The organism is Coleofasciculus chthonoplastes PCC 7420, assembly GCF_000155555.1.
Taxonomy (GTDB): Bacteria; Cyanobacteriota; Cyanobacteriia; order Cyanobacteriales; family Coleofasciculaceae; genus Coleofasciculus; species Coleofasciculus chthonoplastes_A.
On record NZ_DS989842.1, the window covers coordinates 326522 to 346591 of the forward strand.

The following is a 20070-nucleotide window of genomic DNA, read 5'->3' on the forward strand; positions in this document are numbered from 1 at the left end:
ATCTGGCAACGCTGGAATATTATTAAAAGTCCCTTTGAAACCCAACCTCTGCTGGGTTAATGAATCAGCCATGAACAGAGTACATCTTTTAACCGCCGCTGTTACCGGATTTTGGCTTTGGGTTTTCAGCCTTGGCACCTCCTCTGAAGTCCTAGTTCTGGCGCAGCCGATTCCCGCAGCAGACGGTACAGGGACAATTGTCACACCGGATGGGAACCGCATCGATATTTCCGGTGGGAGTTTGTCTTCTGATGGCAAAAACCTCTTCCACAGTTTCCAGCAGTTTGGCGTGAAGCCCGAAGAAGTCGCCAACTTTTTAGCTAATCCAGATTTAAATAATATTCTCAGCCGCGTCGTGGGTGGTGACGCCTCTGTGATTAACGGGTTAATTCAGGTCACAGGCGGCAATCCCAACCTATACTTAATGAATCCGGCTGGGATTATTTTGGGTCCGAATGCCCAACTCAATGTCCCTGGTGACTTTATCGTCACCACCGCCGACGCGATCGGTTTTGGCGATGGTAATTGGTTTAATGCCATTGGCACAAATGATTATAACAACTTAGTCGGCACACCTAACCAATTTGCTTTCGATGTATCCGAACCCGGAAGTATTGTCAACGCAGGCGACTTAGCGGTATCAGAAGGGAAAAACTTAACCCTACTTGCTGGAAATGTCGTTAACACCGGGAAACTCACCGCACCAGGGGGAAGCATTACCGTTGCAGCCGTTCCCGGTTCCAATTTAGTCAAAATTTCTCGCCCTGGGGGGTTATTATCTCTAGAGTTTGAAGCACCAAGGACTCCAGACGGAGAAGTGTTACCCGTCCAACCGGGGGATTTAGCCGAATTATTAACGGGTTCGGGTGAGGAGGTTGATACAGGCGTCGAGGTTAACGAATCGGGCGATGTACAACTAGCAGAGACTGGAGTCACCTTACCACAAGAGACAGGAGTTGCGATCGTATCCGGTGAAATTGATGTTTCTAACATAGAGGCTGTAGGGGACTCAGCCGCTGTGTCTTCATCCTCAATTGGGGGTGAGATTAATGTCATTGGCAATAAAGTTGGTCTAATAGCCGCCAACGTAGACGCATCAGGAACCCATGGTGGCGGGACAGTGCGAGTCGGCGGAGGGTACAAAGGTCAAGAACCCATACCCAATGCTGAGGTGACTTTTGTCAGCGAAGACTCAACCATTCATGTTGATGCTTTAAATCAGGGGAATGGAGGAAATGCATTTGTTTGGTCAGACCAAACCACCCGCTTTTACGGAACCATCACCGCCAGAGGTGGAATAGAAGGGGGAGATGGAGGATTTGTCGAAACCTCAGGGAAGCAAAATTTAGACTTCGATGGTTGGGTAGATGTAAGTTCGCCTTTAGGAGAAGGGGGTCAATTACTGTTAGATCCCGAAAACGTCATTATTGACACAGATACCACCAACGACAACCAGCTTGATGATAGCGAAATCCTGGCAGCAGATGGTAGTGGCACATTCAACATTTCTGCGAACAAAGTAGTCACAATGCTAGATAGTGGCAATGTATCAATTGCTGCTAATAATAAGATTGATGTCAACAGTAATATTGATGCCAGCAGTAATACCGACAGCTATAATCTGAGTTTGGATGCCGCAACTGTCAATATCAATGCGGGTGTAACTCTCAAGGGAGGTCTAAGTGTCAATAGCAGTAGCGCACTCACCATTGCCTCTGGTGCAAATCTGAAACTAGATGGAGCATTCAACCAAACCGGAGGCGGAACGGTTTCCCTAGGTAGTAATATCACCACGCAAAATCAGGATATTAGTTTCAGCAGTCTAGTCACGCTCACTGAACATGTCACCCTCGACACAGATACAGGTGGGGGGAATGTCAGCTTTGCAAGTACAGTAAACAGCTTGAACCAGGGAGCAAAAAAAAATCTCACTGTCACCTCAGGCACAGGTAACATTACTTTTACTGGAGAGATAGGCACAAGTAATGCAACTCGTTTAGGAGCGATTACCGTCAATACCACGGGGACGACTCGTTTCAACTCCAACGTCAGAGCCAACAACCTTACCACCGATGCTGACGGTGAAACTCAACTCAATGGCAACGTTACAACTCCAGGACAACAAGGTCAAACCTATAACGATAATGTCCGAGTGGACAATTCTATCACCCTTGACAGCAGCCAGAATAACGGCTCAATAAGCTTTAGGGGTACAGTGAACAGCCGAGACAGCGGAGCAGGAAATCAACCAACATTAAATAACTTAACCATAAACGGTGGCTCAGGCGACATTACTTTTACTGGAGAGATAGGCACAAGTAATGCAACTCGTTTAGGAGCGATTACTGTCAATACCACGGGGACGACTCGCTTCAACTCCAACGTCACAGCCAACAGCCTCACCACCGATAAGGAGCCTCATAACGTAGGTGGCGAAACTCAACTCAATGGTGATGTCACAACTTTGGGAACACTGGGGCAAACCTATAACGATAACGTTCGAGTGGACAATGATATTACTCTTGACAGCAGCCAGAATAACGCTCCAATAAGCTTTAAGGGCACAGTGAACAGCCAAGACAGCGGAGCAGAAAATGGAGAAGAAAATCCAGCAACAGTAAATAACCTAACCATAAACGGTGGCTCAGGCAACATTACTTTTACGGGAGAGATAGGCACAACCAATAAAACTCGTTTAGGAGCGATTACCGTCAATACCACGGGGACGACTCGCTTCAACTCCAACGTCACAGCCAACAGCCTCACCACTGATGATGATCCTGATAATCCTGATAATGTGGGTGGTGAAACTCAACTCAATGGCGATGTCAGAACTTTGGAAACACTGGGGCAAACCTATAACGATAATGTCCGAGTGGACAAGAATATCACCCTTGACAGCAGCCAGAATAACGGAGTAATAAGCTTTGAGGGTACACTCAACAGCTTGAACCAGGGAGCCAAGAAAAATCTCACTGTCACCTCAGGCAGAGGTAATATTACTTTTACTGGAGAGATAGGCACAAGTAATGCAACTAATGCAACTCGTTTAGGAGCAATTACCGTCAATAGCAGTGGGACAACTCGCTTCAACTCCAATGTCAGAGCCAACAGCCTCACCACCGATGCTGACGGTGAAACTCAACTCAATGGCAATGTCACAACTGTTGGAACACAGGGTCAAACCTATAACGATAATGTCCGAGTGGACAATGATATCACTCTTAACAGTATAAATAACAATGCAAATAATGATGACGGCTCAATAAGCTTTAAGGGTACAGTAAACAGCCGAGACAGCGGAGCAGAAAATGGAGAAGAAAATCCAGCAACAGTAAATAACCTAACCATAAACGGTGGCTCAGGCGACATTACTTTTACGGGAGAGATAGGCACAACCAATAAAACTCGTTTAGGAGCGATTACCGTCAATACCACGGGGACGACTCGCTTCAACTCCAACGTCACAGCCAACAGCCTCACCACTGATGATGATCCTGATAATCCTGATAATGTGGGTGGTGAAACTCAACTCAATGGCGATGTCAGAACTTTGGGAACACTGGGGCAAACCTATAACGATAATGTCCGAGTGGACAAGAATATCACCCTTAACAGTACCAATAATAACGGAGCCATAACCTTTGAGGGTACACTCAACAGCAAAGAGGGTCAGAACAACAACCTAACAATAAACAGTGGCACAGGTAATATTACTTTTACGGGAGAGATAGGCACAACCAATGATACTCGTCTAGGAGACATTGAAGCCAATAGCAGTGGGACAACTCGCTTCAACTCCAATGTCAGAGCCAATAACCTCACCACTGACAAAACTGATGGTGATATGGACGAAGTGACTGAAGTGAATGGAAATGTAACGATTTTCGGCAATCAAGGCGTTCAAAACTATCAAGATAAGTTGAAATTAACTGGCTCAGTCATCTTAGAAGCTGATGAAATTAACTTTGGCGACCAAGTATCCGGCGGCGATGGGGATGTGACAGTGACAGTGACATTCCAACCTAGAAATAAAGGGACAGCCATTGCCATTGGTGGCTCTGATGTTGAGGGTACTTTCAACTTGACAGACGATGAACTAGGACGGCTACAAGATGGCTTTAATAGTATAACCATTGGACACGCCGAGGGTTTTGGTGCAGTAACAATTGGGGATGAAACTCCTATCAGCTTCTCAGACCCAATTACGATTCAATCTCCGGCTGAAAATGGCACAATTAGCGTCAACCAAGAACTCAGTGGCACCGGTAACGCCTCAATTACCCTCAACGGCACAACCACACTAAACGCTGACCTGAGTACTGAAAACCAAAATATTACTATCGAGGGGAACACAACACTTAATGTGGATGAAGTCGCTCTCAATACAGGTACTGGCGGGGGAACTATCCACTTTAACGGCACAGTTAACAGTAGTAATGAGGGAAACAAGAAAAATCTCACTGTCACCTCAGGCACAGGCAACATTACTTTCACTGGAGAGATAGGCACAACCAATGATACTCGTTTAGGAGACATTGTCGCCAATAGCAGTGGGACAACTCGCTTCAACTCCAATGTCAGAGCCAATAACCTCACCACTGACAAAACCGAGGGTGATATGGACGAAGTGACTGAAGTGACTGAAGTGAATGGAAATGTAACGATTTTCGGCAGTCAAGGCGTTCAAAACTATCAAGATAAGTTGGAATTAACTGGCTCAGTCATCTTAGAAGCGGAGGAGATTAACTTTGGCGACGAAGTATCCGGCGATGGGGATGTGACATTTCAACCTAGAAATAGAGGGACAGCCATTGCCATTGGTGGCTCTGATGCTGATGATACTTTCAACTTGACAGACAATGACCTGTCTCAGCTACAAGATGGCTTTAGTAGTATCACGATTGGACGGTCAGATGGCTCTGGTGCAGTAACAATTGGGGATGAAAATCCTATCAGCTTCTCAGACCCAATTACAATTCAATCTCCGGCTGAGAATGGCACAATTAGTGTCAACCAAGAACTCAGTGGCACCGGTAACGCCTCAATTACCCTCAAAGGCGCAACTACACTCAAAGCTAACCTGAATACTCAAAACAGCCTGAATACTGAAAACCGCAATATTACTATCGAGGGGGACACAACGCTAGATGCTCCTGTTGACGATAGTATAGCCAATGTCGCTCTCAGTACAGGAACAGGTGGGGGAACTATCCACTTTAACGGTACAGTGAACGGCAGCAGCGCAGCAACTCAAAATCTCACGGTCACCTCAGGCACAGGTAATATTACTTTTACTGGAGAGATAGGCACAAGTAATCGTTTGAGAGCAATTACGGCTAATAGCAGTGGGACGACTCTTTTCAAATCTGACGTTATAGCCAACAGCCTCACCACAGATACTGATCCTAATAATGTGGGTGGTGAAACTCAACTTAATGGCAATGTCACAACTTTGGGAACACTGGGGCAAACCTATAACGATAAGTTGAAATTAACTGGCTCAGTCATCTTAGAAGCGGAGGAGATTAACTTTGGCGACGAAGTATCCGGCGATGGGGATGTGACCTTCCAACCCACAGAGCCAGAGACAGACATCGTTATTGGTGGCACAACTGACGCCAGTAATACTCTCAATTTGACAGACAATGACCTGTCTCAGCTACAAGATGGCTTTAGTAGTATCACGATTGGACGGTCAGATGGCTCCGGTGCAGTAACAATTGGGGATGAAAATCCTATCAGCTTCTCAGACCCAATTACAATTCAATCTCCGGCTGAGAATGGCACAATTAGTGTCAACCAAGAACTCAGTGGCACCGGTAACGCCTCAATTACCCTCAAAGGCGCAACTACACTCAAAGCTAACCTGAATACTGAAAACGATGAAAACGATGAAAACGATATTACTAACGATATTACTATCGAGGGGAACACAACACTAGATGCTCCTGTTGACGCAAATAATATAGCCAATGTCGCTCTCAATACAGGAACAGGTGGGGGAACTATCCACTTTAAAGGTACAGTGAACGGCAGCAGCGCGGCAACTCAAAATCTCACTGTCACCTCAGGCAGTGGCAACATTACTTTTGCTGGAGAGATAGGCACAAGTAATCGTTTGAGAGCAATTACAGCTAATAGCAGTGAAACGACTCGTTTCAACTCCACTGTGCAAGCAGCTAGCCTTACCACAGATGCTGACGGTGAAACACAACTTAATGACAATATCACGACTACATTAGGTCAAACCTACAACGATGATAACGTTCGACTTGATAACAACATCACTCTCAACAGTACCGGAAACGGAGATATTACCTTTAACAGTACGGTTAATAGTAAAGATGATGCTCCTCATAACCTGACCATCAATAGTGGTGTTAGCAATATCACCTTCAACAATCAGATTGGTAACGACCAATCTTTAGGTCATCTTCAAGTTCAAGTTAACAATACGGGAACGGCTCTCTTCAAAAACACAGTTGAAGTCACTAGTCTCAGGACTAATACTGGAGGGAGTACTCAACTCAATGGGGATGTGACAACGACAGGAGGAAACGGTCAACGCTACGACAATCCAGTTATCATTGGTAGCAACATCAACCTTAATAGCAACGGACGAAATATAATATTTGAAAACACCGTCGATGGTCTATCCAGTGGTACAAATATGTTGACGGTGGATGCAGGAGATGGGACGATCGAAGCCAAAAACATAATAGGGGGTAGTACGGCTCTCGGTAATCTAGACTTCAACGCTAAAGAAATTAATATCGTGGGTATTGGTAGTAATACAGCCGCAGGAGTCAGTACAAATACCCAACTGACGGCAGAAAGTATAAACTTTACTGGAACAACTTACAACGCAAACACACAAACCTACACAGCCGCAGATATTAATGTCAATGGTGCTGGGCTAACTAGCTTTACTTCAAGTAACGATGATATCAGCTTTGATGGCAATCTTAGTCTTGCACAAGATATCAAAGTTGATACGGGAACTGGTAACGGAAACATTTATTTCCAGGAAGCTATTACAGGCAATAGTAAAAATATTAAACTGCTGGCAGGTACAGGCAACATTAATCTAAATGGTGCTGTAGGAAGCAGTGAAAACCCTGTCGGCAATCTAACAATTACCAACGCCAACGATGTGACAGCAGTCAATTCAATTACCGCAGCAAGTATTACTCAAAGTGCCGGGATAGGCACGACAACCTTGAACGGTGTCCTAGACAGTCGTACAGGCGCGATTAATCTAACTAATAATAGCTTCAATATTGGCACTAATATCAAAACCAACAATGCTGATATTACGTTTAATGGTGCAGTAACACAAACGAATTCAGTAGAACCAGTAGAAGTTATTGCTGGTACAGGTACTATAACTTTATCAACCTGGACAGCAGGAGATCATTCATTGCGTTTGCAAGGAAACGAGATCAATCTAGTTGGAGGTGCAGATTCGGTAACTGGTAACAGCACGATTGAGCTAGAACCGGGGACGGAGAACCAAAATATTATTATTGGTGGTTCAAATGATACTGGAACTAACACGTTAGATATCACCGAACAAGACTTAGGCGCTCTAGGAGAGAACTTTGAAGGAGAGAACTTTGAGTCTATAACTATAGGTCAAGAGCAAGGCAATGGTGATGTCACAGTTGAGCAAGCGACTTTCAACGCTCCTGTGATAATCCAAACTCCAGAAACAGAAGGCTCGATTACTGTTAATGGAGATATTCAAGGTTTAGATGATGCTTCGGTTACCCTCATTGCTCCCACAATCAACCTGAACGCCGACATTACTACAGAGAACAAAGATATTACCTTAGGGGGGTTTGCCAAACCTGATCCAGAAAATCCTGATCCAGAAAATCCTGATCCAGAAAAATATAACGCAGAAAACTACAAGGTGTTCCTTGGCTCTCCTCTTGTCTCTTTAAGTACAGGACTTGGACAAGGCGACATTACCTTTAATGCTAATGTTAATGGTATTGATGATAATGAACATGGTCTGCAAGTCCAGCCAGGTACAGGTAAGGTCTTGTTTAACGGTGAAGTTGGTACTATCCATCCTCTGGATAGCTTAACCATTGGTGACCAAACAACAACGAATGCTGACTTGATTGGTAGCTCGACAGTTGTATTTAATAGCTTGAGGGTTAATGCTCAACAAACACGGGTTTCTGGTTTGATTAGAACCCGAGGAGGTTCCATTAGCTTTAGTGGTCACGTTATCCTAATTGAGGATACAACCTTTGATACAACCTTTGAAACTAATGGATTGAGTGAAGGAGAAATTGTCTTTGGTAAAACGGTTTCCAGCTTACAAGAGAATTTAGCTGATGGTAGTTTGCGATCCTTTGACCTGACGCTGAAACCGGGTGCTGGCAAAGTCGATTTTCAAGGTGCTGTTGAGGCTCAAAGCTTTGGCTCTGAATTTTCAATCCCAGAAACCCAAGATTTGGGTAGGCTCGTAATTGAAAGTTCTGGAGAAGTTATAGCAAAAGAAGGTGAAACAATTACAACGATTGCTCCAGAAGGAATTAATATTACGGCGGACAGCATAAACCTAGGTAGCAATGTCGAAGCCAAGACGGTGACAATTACCGCAGAGAATAACCTAAACACAGCCAATGTAACTGCTAATGAGGGAGATGCTACTCTCACCAGTAAGGCAGGCGATATCAACACAATTAACGGTACGATTACAGCAACTCAGGGTTCGGTAAATCTCACCACTGATCAAGGAGATGTCACCACGGCTGATGTCGAAGCCAAGACGGTGACAATTACCGTAGAGAATAACCTAAACACAGCCAATGTAACTGCCAATGAGGGAGATGCTACTCTCACCAGTAAGGCAGGCGATATCAACACAATTAACGGTACGATTACAGCAACTCAGGGTTCGGTAAATCTCACCACTGATCAAGGAGATGTCACCACGGCTGATGTCGAAGCCAAGACGGTGACAATTACCGTAGAGAATAACCTAAACACAGCCAATGTAACTGCCAATGAGGGAGATGCTACTCTCACCAGTAAGGCAGGCGATATCAACACAATTAACGGTACGATTACAGCAACTCAGGGTTCGGTAAATCTCACCACTGATCAAGGAGATGTCACCACGGCTGATGTCGAAGCCAAGACGGTGACAATTACCGCAGAGAATAACCTAAACACAGCCAATGTAACTGCCAATGAGGGAGATGCTACTCTCACCAGTAAGGCAGGCGATATCAACACAATTAACGGTACGATTACAGCAACTCAGGGTTCGGTAAATCTCACCACTGATCAAGGAGATGTCACCACGGCTGATGTCGAAGCCAAGACGGTGACAATTACCGCAGAGAATAACCTAAACACAGCCAATGTAACTGCCAATGAGGGAGATGCTACTCTCACCAGTAAGGCAGGCGATATCAACACAATTAACGGTACGATTACAGCAACTCAGGGTTCGGTAAATCTCACCACTGATCAAGGAGATGTCACCACGGCTGATGTCGAAGCCAAGACGGTGACAATTACCGCAGAGAATAACCTAAACACAGCCAATGTAACTGCCACTGAGGATGCGGTAAATCTCACCACTAATCAAGGAGATGTCACCACGGCTGATGTCGAAGCCAAGACGGTGACAATTACCGCAGAGAATAACCTAAACACGGCAAATGTAACTGCCACTGAGGATGCGGTAAATCTCACCACTAATCAAGGAGATGTCACCACGGCTGATGTCGAAGCCAAGACGGTGACAATTACCGCGCAAAATAACCTAACCACGGCAAATGTAACTGCCACGGAGGAAGACGCTAATCTCACCAGTGCCACAGGTAGTATCAATACCAGCCAGGGTAAAATTGAAGCCTCTCAAGGTGCAGCCAATCTCACCGCCAATGACGGTGAGATCACGACAGGTGATGTGACAGCACAGAGAGCAGAACTACAAGCAAATAATAACCTGACTACGACGAATGTAACTACTGAGGAAGACGCTAATCTCACCAGTACCACAGGTGATATCAATACCAGTAACGGTAAGATTACAGCAACTCAGGGTGCAGCAAATCTCACAGCAACCGAAGGAAGTGTCACGACGGCTGATTTAGAAGCACAGACCGTACAAGTTGAGGGGAATGATAATATCACTACTGCTAATGTCACCTCAACTGACGGGGCAATTAATGTTACAAGTGAATCAGGTTCTATAGATAGCAGGGATTTGACAGCCAAGGGAGAGACTCAAGAAAGTGCAGTGACTCTGAACGCTCCTGGAAATATTACAACTGGTAATATTGATACCGCATCCGAAACCGCTCAAGGAGGCGCGATCGCACTCAACAGTGAGACAGGTGCAATCCAAAGCGGCGACTTAACCTCATCGGGAGCAACAGGGGGTGGAGATGTAACGGTATCGGCTCCCAACACCATCACCACTGGGAATATAGACTGTTCATCCAGCAACGGCAATGGCTGCGCGATCGCACTCACTAGCGAGGTAGGAGATATTACCACCGGAAATCTGAACTCATCTGGCGCTTCAGGTGGTGGTTCACAAACTATTTCCACATTGAGTCAAATTATATTAGGAGAACTTAACTCCAGTTCAACTTTAGGTTCGCCTGGTCAAATTACCATCAATAATGCTCAACCGGAATTTAGAAGAGGATCACCTGGGATTGAACTAATTTCTATCAATGCTCAAGGTTTACCTACTCTCCCAGGAGTAATTCCCCCGGAAACCGGATTGATTGATATTACTACTGATGGTTACTTCAGAGCGACAGGTATTTTTCCCTCTCAAACAGGTGTACAAGCCAGTATTGCCACAGGGGGTGATCCGATTATTATTCGTCACGGTGGTGGCAGTGCCTTAGATCCCTTTGAGGTGGGTAATCCTGAACAAAACGGTACAGCTGGTGCAATTACCAATGGCAACGGATTTACCGGAACAATTGCACCTCTGCAATCCTTTACCCGTCCCGTTCGCCAGGATAATATTCAAATTATTCCCCGCCAACCCTCTACATCCAATCTACCGTTTAACACAATTTATCCGAACCTCTCGTTCACCACTCAAATTTCTGATGCTGATCTGGAAATCACAACATTAGATAGTGTTCTTACCGATGCCTTTTCGGGATACCTAGGACCTAAACCCAGTGTTAATAATCCGGCTGATGCACCTAAAATCCTGGCGCAAATTGAGAAACAAACGGGGGTAAAACCAGCATTTATGTACGCTACATTTGTGGGCGGACGCCTGGAACTGAGAATGGTTTCGGCTGAACAGAAAAAGATTGTTAGTCTTCCTGATGTAACCCAAGAAACGATTGTTCAAACGGCGACAAAATTACGCCGCGAAATCACCAATCCGATTAAACGAAGAACCACCAGTTATTTAGAGCCCGCTCAACAACTGTATGAATGGTTAATCGCTCCCTTAGAAGCTGAGTTAGAGGCGCAAGGCATTCAAAATCTGGTGTTCATTATGGATAGTGGTTTGCGTTCATTACCTGTGGCGGCTCTCCATGATGGTCAAAACTTTTTAGTGGAAAAATACAGTGTGGGGTTAATGCCTAGTCTCAGTATTACCGACACCAGCTATAACAATATTCAAAATGCTCCCGTTTTAGCGATGGGAGTGGCTGAATCCAGTAGTCTGGCGAAAGAGCTGAATCTGAGTCCTTTACCTGCTGTCCCCCTAGAACTTCAAACCATTGAAAGTATTCGCGATGGAGAAACTTTCCTGAATGAAAAAGTTACCCTAGAAACGCTCAAAACCCAAAGCCAAGATGCCACAATTGTGCATTTAGCTACCCACGGTGAATTCAAACCGGGTCCTCTAGAAAATTCCTATATTCTCTTGTGGAATGATTTACTGCGTTTGAACCAACTGCGAGAATTAGGCTGGAATGAGCGTCGTACCCCAATTGAATTGTTAATCCTGTCAGCATGTCGTACAGCCGTGGGTGATGAAAACGCGGAGTTAGGGTTTGCTGGATTAGCGGTGCAAGCGGGTGCTAAGTCAGCGCTGTCGAGTTTGTGGTATGTCAGTGATGAAGGAACTTCTGGATTGATGACCGAGTTTTATCGGAAGTTACAAACCGCTCCAATTAAATCTGAAGCTTTACGACAAGCACAGTTAGCGATGCTCAAGGGTGAGGTGCGCTTAGAAGGTGGACAATTACGGGGAAGTGGACAACCTGTTCCTTTACCGTCAGCATTACAAGGTCAAGGGGATCAGTCTCTCTCACATCCCTATTATTGGGCAGCATTTACTATGATTGGAAGTCCTTGGTAAGGAGTAATTTGTAGTCAACGCAAGTAGGTTGGGTTGAGGAACGTAGGCGAAGCCTTCTCAGAGAGTAACCCAACTTATTTTAATGTTTTCCGGCTACGTATATGTTGCTAAAGTCTTGACATGAGCAACAGCCGCTGCAACGGTGACAGGTAATCTGTAGCCACCTCCATGAGAAGAAAGTACTGGACACCTATATCTCTTGGCAGAATCTAATACAATTTCAGTCAGTTTGCAAAAATCAGCATTCGTCCAACCTGTTGTACATTTACCACAATCATCCCGATGTGAGTCATAACCTGAGAAAATAGTAATTAAGTCCGGTTTCCATGGAAGGCAATCTAAAGATTGCTGGAAAATGTTGATGCTCTCATGTCCATAGTAAAACTTACCCGTTAGTCCCAGTTCCTCTACAATATCAACGGGAAACGATGTATTTAAAATAGGAATATTACAGTGTCCGACAGCTTCAGCCGCCGTAGTTGTCCCAGCTTTTAAGTCTGAGGCTTTAGCCATATAAAGGTCTACAGCACTGTGAATACTAATGCAATAGATACTGGGATCATGGCTAAAAATTGACTGAGTGCCATCTCCATGATGAATATCCCAGTCAATCATCAAAATTTTCTCAAATCCTTGCATCTGAGCGTATCGTGCTGCCACAGCCAGAGGATTTAAAAGGCAATAACCGTGTCCCCAATTACTGTAAGCATGATGTCCGACCATACTGAAGCAATAGGCACGTTTCAGGCTCCCTTTTTTCATCTGATCAATTGCTTCCATCATGCCTCCTAAACCATAGAGGTATCCGGGTAAACCGTACTCCAAACCTTCGCACTCAATACTCAATTCAGGTAGGGCGGCACTCACCTCATCTAGTTGTTTTTCAAGAGCCTTTAATGCAAGTTTTCGGAGATACTCAGCAGTATGAACGCTCTGGAAATTGCGCCTCTGGGCTTTTCTTAATGGAAGTGCAGGATATTCGGTAAGAGCTTGGGCAAGAGCCTGTCGAACTTGGTTGTAGTAGGGAAAAGAATGCCCCATGAAAGAAATTGATTCAATTGGCTTGGACGTACAGAATGTTTGTGGGTGTAGATAGGTGGCAAAATTATTCATTTCTCTAAATCAAGCACTATTCAAAAGTTATACTGCACTTTGGTCATGCAAGGGTATCATGATTGTCATCGTTGTACCGACTCCTACTTCACTATTGACTGAAATCATACCGCCTTGTATGTCTAGACATTTCCTGACAACCGCTAATCCTAATCCGGTTCCGGGAATATTGCCAATATTTGTACCGCGATGAAATATACCAAACAATTTTTTTTGATCCTCTATAGGAATCCCAATCCCTGAATCTTTGATTTGAAATGTCGCGGTAGATTGACTACAGGTTAATATCAAATCTATTTGACTACCTAGTGGAGAATATTTAATTGCATTAGAAAGTAAGTTCATTAAAATAGAGCGTAATAATTTTTCATCTAAGCAGACAATAATATATTGATTTTGACTAATAAAATTAATCAAATAATTTGAACCAGCATTCACTTGCATCTCTTCCACCAAATGACAACAAAATTTTTCTAATTCAAATGGGCGAGGGGTAAACTCTAATTTTCCCGTTTCCGCTCGATTAATTGTTAAGATATCATTCAAAAGCTGAGTCATGGTTTTAGCTGTTGTCTCAATGCGGTCAATATTACGCCGAATTTTATGATCTGAGCCTTCTGGATAATAATATTTCAGCAATTGGACACTAGCTAAAATAGTACTTAAGGGAGTGCGAAATTCATGGGATGCCATAGAGAAGAAGTTAAGCTGGAGTTGTCTGAGTTCCTGCTCTTGTGCAAGTGCCAGACGGATTAATTCTGCTTGCTTGTGTTCGGTAATATCTTGGGCAGTACCGAGAATTTGCTGGGGTAAACCATTAGCTGTGCGAGTGAACACCATCTCGCGACTGTACAGCCAGCGCCATTCACCTGATTTATGTTGAATGCGATACTCTGTCTCAATAATTTCTCCCTCTTTAGCGGTGGTAAATCGTTTAATGGCAGTGGTACATTTAGATTGATCATCTGGATGAATCAGATTTTGCGGAAATGTCGGTGCCATGGCTTGGATTTCTTCGGGGGAGTAGCCGATAAGTTGAGTGATTTGTTGATTGCTGTAGATATGGCGCTTTTCGATTAAATCATAGAGATACAAAGCGGTTGGCATTGCGTCAGCAATGCGTTGAATAAACCGTTCACTTTCCCGCAGTTCTTGTTCCCGAATCCTAATTTCGGTAATGTTGGTGGCGGCACAGGTAATGCCAACTACTTCTTCGGCATGGTTTCGTAAGGGTTCTACGGTTAAATCGTAGTACCGGACTTTGCCGTCTACGATAATCGATATCTCTTGGCGCTCACCGACTCCTGTGGTCAAGACACGATGTTTAATCGGCATTAGCTTTTGGGCATTTTCCGGTGCAAACATTTCTAATTCTGATTTTCCAATTAGTGCGTCGGTATTAATCCGACTCGCCGGATTATAGACCCAGGTGTAACGCAAATTTGTGTCTTGATTAAATACTGTGATCGGTGAGTTATGCAGCGCAACCCGAAAGCGTTCTTCACTAATTCTTAATGCGGCTTCTGCTTCCCTGCGTTCATGGATTTGCGTTTGGAGATCTGCGTTCGTCTGCATCAGTTCAGCCGTCCGTTCTTGAACTCTGATTTCTAGTTGATCACGGGCTTGACGCAGTTGGTTTTCAATGGATTGACGTTCAATTAATTCAGTCTGAAGCTGTTGATAGAGTTGGGATTGGTGAATAGCAATGGTAACTTGGATGGCTAATTGATACAGTAAGTCAATTTCTAAGGATTGCCATTGTCTGGGTTGAGAACAGTGATGAGCAATCAGTAGTCCCCAAAGCTTTTCTTGTTGCAGAATGGGTACGACGAGTTTAGATTTGACACCTAACTGCTGGAGGAATTCCACTAAGCAGGGCGTTACTCCATCGGTTTCTGGATTGACTACGGTGCGAATTCGTCCTTGACAGTACAATTGATGCATCTGTTCGGGAAACACTTCAGCCGGAAACGTTTGTCCCAGAATGGGTGCGGTATCCGGAGTGACAGATTCGGCTACGGTACTTCCTGTACCATCAGACCAAATCCGATAGACTAAGACTCGATCAACGCCAAGAAATTCTCGGACTTCGGTTACTGTGGTTTCAAGAATGGTGTCCAAATCTAGGGTTTGGCGGATGCGTTGAGCGCTACTGAGGATGAGTTGCTCTCGTTGCGCCATTTGTTCTAGAGTTGTTTCAGACAGAGGGCGATCGCGAATTAACTCTAACTCGGCTTTGAATCTAGAATGCTGCTTCAGGAGTAACCCGCCTAGCACCATAAGTATGGCGATGCTGAGACTATCTCCCAGAATTAGACTCAACTGGGTTCTCTGGATCTGAGTGACTACAGCCCCTAACTGTTCTTGTAACAACAGTTGTGCTTGCGCTGGGATCTGCTTCAAAAGCCATGGCTGGTGTTGGGCGATCGCAGAGGCGTTGTTGAGCTGAGACAATAAATCTTGCAGAGAATCCTGTAACTTGTCACTATAGTCCATCCATCGGGAAGTTTCCATCAGTTGAGTTAGGTGGCTAGAGGAAATGACACTAGCCCCTATAAAAATAAGTAATGCCAGACAATAACCACCGATAATAACTTTGATCCCGATAGATTTTGGCATTTGAGTTCTCCTCCGAAATAACAGCAGCTAGTGCATCGCGGCTTCAAATAAGCGGTTCCCCATTTAGATTAGGATAGCTAAAATCCTTCCAGGGAACAGGGAATTCTTTACATAGAACAGGGGCAAACGCTTGATATTTTTTACAATTCTTAACTCCGTTAAGCCAATTGATGTCCAGGTCATTCGCTCTCTGTTCTGTTGAGCAAGTTTATTTTGAGGCGACCTCGTGATAAATTCATATAAGGGAATAGTATGTTTTAAGTGAGAATTCTTCTAGTCGAAGATGATATTTATTTGGCTGAAGCTTTGGCTGAAGCCCTGGCGATACAACGGTATGCCGTTGATACGGTTTCCGATGGAGAGGCGGCTTGGGTGCAAGTGAATACCCTCAATTACGACCTAATTTTGCTCGATATGATGTTGCCGAAATTGGATGGGATTCATTTGTGCCAACGCTTGCGTTCCAATGGTTATCAGATGCCAGTTTTGATGATCACGGCTCGCGATACCAGTACGGATAAAGTTATCGGTTTGGACGCAGGCGCTGATGACTATATGGTTAAGCCTCTGGATATTCCAGAGTTACTGGCGAGAATTCGAGCGTTACTGCGACGAGGGCAAACGGTTTCTCCCCCTATTTTAGAGTGGGGACAATTGCGTTTAGATCCAGGGACTTATGAAGTCTGCTACGGCGATCAAACTTTACGCTTGACTCCCAAAGAATATAGTCTTTTAGAATTGCTGATTCGTAATGGGCGGCAAATTATGAGTCGGAGTGCCATTATTGAGCATGTTTGGTCTATCGATAATCCTCCGAAAGAAGATACGATTAAGGTTCATGTCAAAAGCCTGCGCTCCAAACTTCGAGCCGTAGGCGCTCCAGAAGATTTAATTGAAACGGTACACGGTTTAGGTTATCGTCTCAAATCTCTTTCTGAATAACTGCTTAGGAGTCGCTTTCACAAATTTTTATTACAAGAAAATCCAAAAATCTTTTCCAGAGTTTCCAGCAGTTTGGCTTAAATCCCGAATAAGTCGCTTTTAGCCAATCCAGATTTAAATAATATCCTCAAATGATTATTATTATCAGTCGCGAACAAGATGTTCGCATTACAACAATTTTAAGGATGATCAATCAGGAGCATGACTTAAGTGGAGGGCGACCTGATTCAATTGAGCGACCGGGTCTTGTTATAGCAACCGCCATAGCGGTTAGGACACATCATTTATGTAGAGACGCGCCATGGCGCGTCTCTACAATGGTGCCGAAAGTCCTAATCGATGTGTCTACTGCTATAATTCGTGCAGGTGGGTCACCTCTAAGCTGTCATGCATTTAAATTGGGTATTAGTAGCGAGCAAGATGCAAAGCCTGCGGCATGGCTTCGCTAAACGCACTACACGGCTTTCGCCATTATTGACATTAAGGTTTAAATGCCGAACAGCTTACAGGTTGAATTAACCCACAGCAAACCCTGTATATTGTCTCACAAAAGGTTCATGAAACGCCAAAACAAGTCAACAAAATACTGCATAACATCGTGGCATTGAGCCAAAATAACTCTAAATAAAAGTCTAGCAAATAAAGTCACGTAGATTGGAGAATTATTTACAATTCCAAGGATGATCAATCTGCCTTTACTCAAAACGTTTTCGCTGATCTGACCAACGCTTAAGCCTATACTTATTCTCATCTGCCAAAACTAACGCCGCCGTTCCCCCATCCCCCAAATCCGCGATCGCAGTCAGCGATGTATTCCCATGGGTGGAGAATTCACTGTAGAGTAACGCCCCCTTCTCCGAAAAAATTAATGTCCGAGGTTTATATTGCTGCGTGTTCGTTTCCGGGCGTTTGATATTCAGGGTTTGGTTGGTACTCGAGAGATCCTCATATAGGGTTAAAACGGCTTCCGGTTCATCGTTCCCGGTCAAATCCAAAGGCTGTACTAACCAATGTCCGATCTCTTGCAGCATTATCGGAATCGTGGGTTCGACTTCAGGCGATCGCTTGCCACTTTTAACTAATTCCTGCCACAGTGTTGGTAATATTGCCGCGACCCATTGCGGTTGCAGTTGGTTTAAATCGGATAAGCTAATTGAACCCGGTTCTAGCCAGCGCAGCGCCGTTTGAGAATATGCCATGGGACGACTATTTTCTCTATTGGGTAAGGCTTGTCCGGTGGCTAAAAGCTTGATTACACCCTCTTGATAGGACATCCCTTGAACCGTCGCGACGATCGTCTCCTGGCGTCCCTCCGCTGACCAGACGGCGATTTGCAGGTATGGATCAGTGTCTAAACCCAGATATTGCCAAAGACGCTGAGTTGCAACAACTGTGGACAATTGTAAATCGGTAAAGGGTGTTTGACGCCAGCGTTGACCATCATTAAAGGCGGCGACTTCTACCTGATACCAAACCTCTTGGGGGGCTTTTTGGAATCCTGAAGCTGGGGCGGTTAAAGTGACGGGAAATGTTGCTGTACTATTTCTGGCTTTCGGTTGTCGCCACTCTTCAGGCTTGACAGTTTCCACTGGTTGTGCTGTCCCGACAATTTTACTTAAATGAGGGATGATGGCTGGAACCTCTGCTAATGCAGTATCCAGATAATCCAGGTAGGCATAAATTTGGGCATTATTGTTAGGTTGAGGCTGATCAGATTCTGATTCAGGGGATGGGAGTTGCTGCAACCAAGAAATGGCTTTAGTCCGCCCTTCTTGGGCGGCGATAATTAAAGCCCCCCAAGTTTTTACGGTGCGATCATTGGGACTAATATTGAGGGCAGCTTCTACCCGTCGCCATAATTCCTCGGTATCGGTTTTGAGTAAGTTGGCAATGTCTTGGGCGGAACCATTAACGGCGGCGGTTTGAAATACTTGTAAGGCATCTGTCCACCGTCCATCAATCAGATAGGCGAGAACTTGTTGTCCTTGACTTGCCCAGGTTTGGTTGGCTTGGGCTTCGGTAAATTGGGCATGAAGTCGAATCACGTCTAGTTGTGCTTGAACTGTCGCCGACTCCGTGTTTTTCTGTTCTTGTTGCAATCGTCGATACGCCCACGACCATAACCCATTCCGGGCTAACATTAAGGAATTACGATAGGTGGGACTATCATCAGCCCGTGTATTTAGTGAAATTTCGGTTAGTTGAATTGGATTGAGGAGAAACTGGCGGGGTTGCACCTGGTATACCTGGAATTTCGGTTCTAATCCTACCGTTTGATTAATCACTAATTCTGGGGTGGATTCCCCGGTGACTTGTTGCCAATAAGGGGGTTTATCTGTGGGACTTTGCCAGTCCAGCATAACACTCAGGTGCATTTGTTCGGGGTTGTAATGGAGGATTTGTCCATAAGTTTTCGGGGATTCATCGGTGAGGCGAACTCCCCAGAGGTTAAACCAAAATCCTGTGGCGGGGGCTTTATTTTCTAAACGGTTAAATCGAGTAAAGGCGAGGGAACGAGAGGCACTTCCAGTAATCGCGTCGGTGGAAGAAAGGACAAAATATTCTTCTGGTTCATTGATAGCAAGCTGAGTGACCAATTGGTAAGCAAGTTCGGCTTGCTGGAATTCGATGGGTTGATAAAGTCTCAGTTCGACAATTTTTTGGCAATTGGTTTGACAGTTCGGTTTAGATTTTAAGATGGGTAATAGAATAGGGGTTTCTCGATAGGGTTGTCCTGTATTGAGGGATACAAGTTCTCCCGCGATTAACCCATTTTGGCGCAATTCGTCGCGTATGGTTGCCAGGGTTTGTGGGGGTGAAGCATCAGCAATGGGAATCTTTGTCCATCCGGGTAAAATGCGATTCAGCCAGATCGCCGCATTGGGATCAATCATCAGGCGAATCCCTAACCATATCCCCCCAGTAACGATCGCACCCGTGGCGATTAATGCGGCGATCGTACCTAATGCTACCAGACAGCCATTGGCTGATGATTTTTTCCGGACTCGTCTTCGGCGTCTCTTTGTGACTCCGGACAATCGTTTCCCCCTTTCACCTACTGACACCTTATCGCC

5 protein-coding genes are annotated in these 20070 nt (G+C 44.8%); 2 read left to right on the forward strand and 3 right to left on the reverse strand.

From position 1 onward, the window contains the following. The first annotated feature begins 70 nt into the window (after positions 1-70). Complete coding sequence (locus MC7420_RS03340) at positions 71-12322, forward strand: CHAT domain-containing protein (RefSeq protein WP_006098575.1); 12252 nt, start codon at positions 71-73, stop codon at positions 12320-12322. Positions 12323-12415: 93 nt separating this feature from the next. On the opposite strand, the gene MC7420_RS03345 is transcribed toward MC7420_RS03340, so the two are convergent. After that, entirely contained in the window at positions 12416-13363 is a 948-nt protein-coding gene (locus MC7420_RS03345) for a histone deacetylase (RefSeq protein ID WP_232231625.1), read from the reverse strand. Between the two features lie 99 nt (positions 13364-13462). After that, the gene (locus tag MC7420_RS03350; protein WP_006098454.1) at positions 13463-16054 is read right to left on the reverse strand and encodes a sensor histidine kinase; all 2592 of its coding nucleotides are present in this window, start codon (positions 16052-16054) and stop codon (positions 13463-13465) included. A 261-nt stretch (positions 16055-16315) separates the two neighbouring features. Between MC7420_RS03350 and MC7420_RS03355 the strand changes: the two genes are divergently transcribed. Beyond that, entirely contained in the window at positions 16316-16996 is a 681-nt protein-coding gene (locus tag MC7420_RS03355) for a response regulator transcription factor (RefSeq protein ID WP_044204705.1), read from the forward strand. A gap of 695 nt (positions 16997-17691) precedes the next feature. On the opposite strand, the gene MC7420_RS03365 is transcribed toward MC7420_RS03355, so the two are convergent. Continuing rightward, complete coding sequence (locus tag MC7420_RS03365; protein ID WP_006098376.1) at positions 17692-20034, reverse strand: hypothetical protein; 2343 nt, start codon at positions 20032-20034, stop codon at positions 17692-17694. Between the last annotated feature and the right edge of the window lie 36 nt (positions 20035-20070).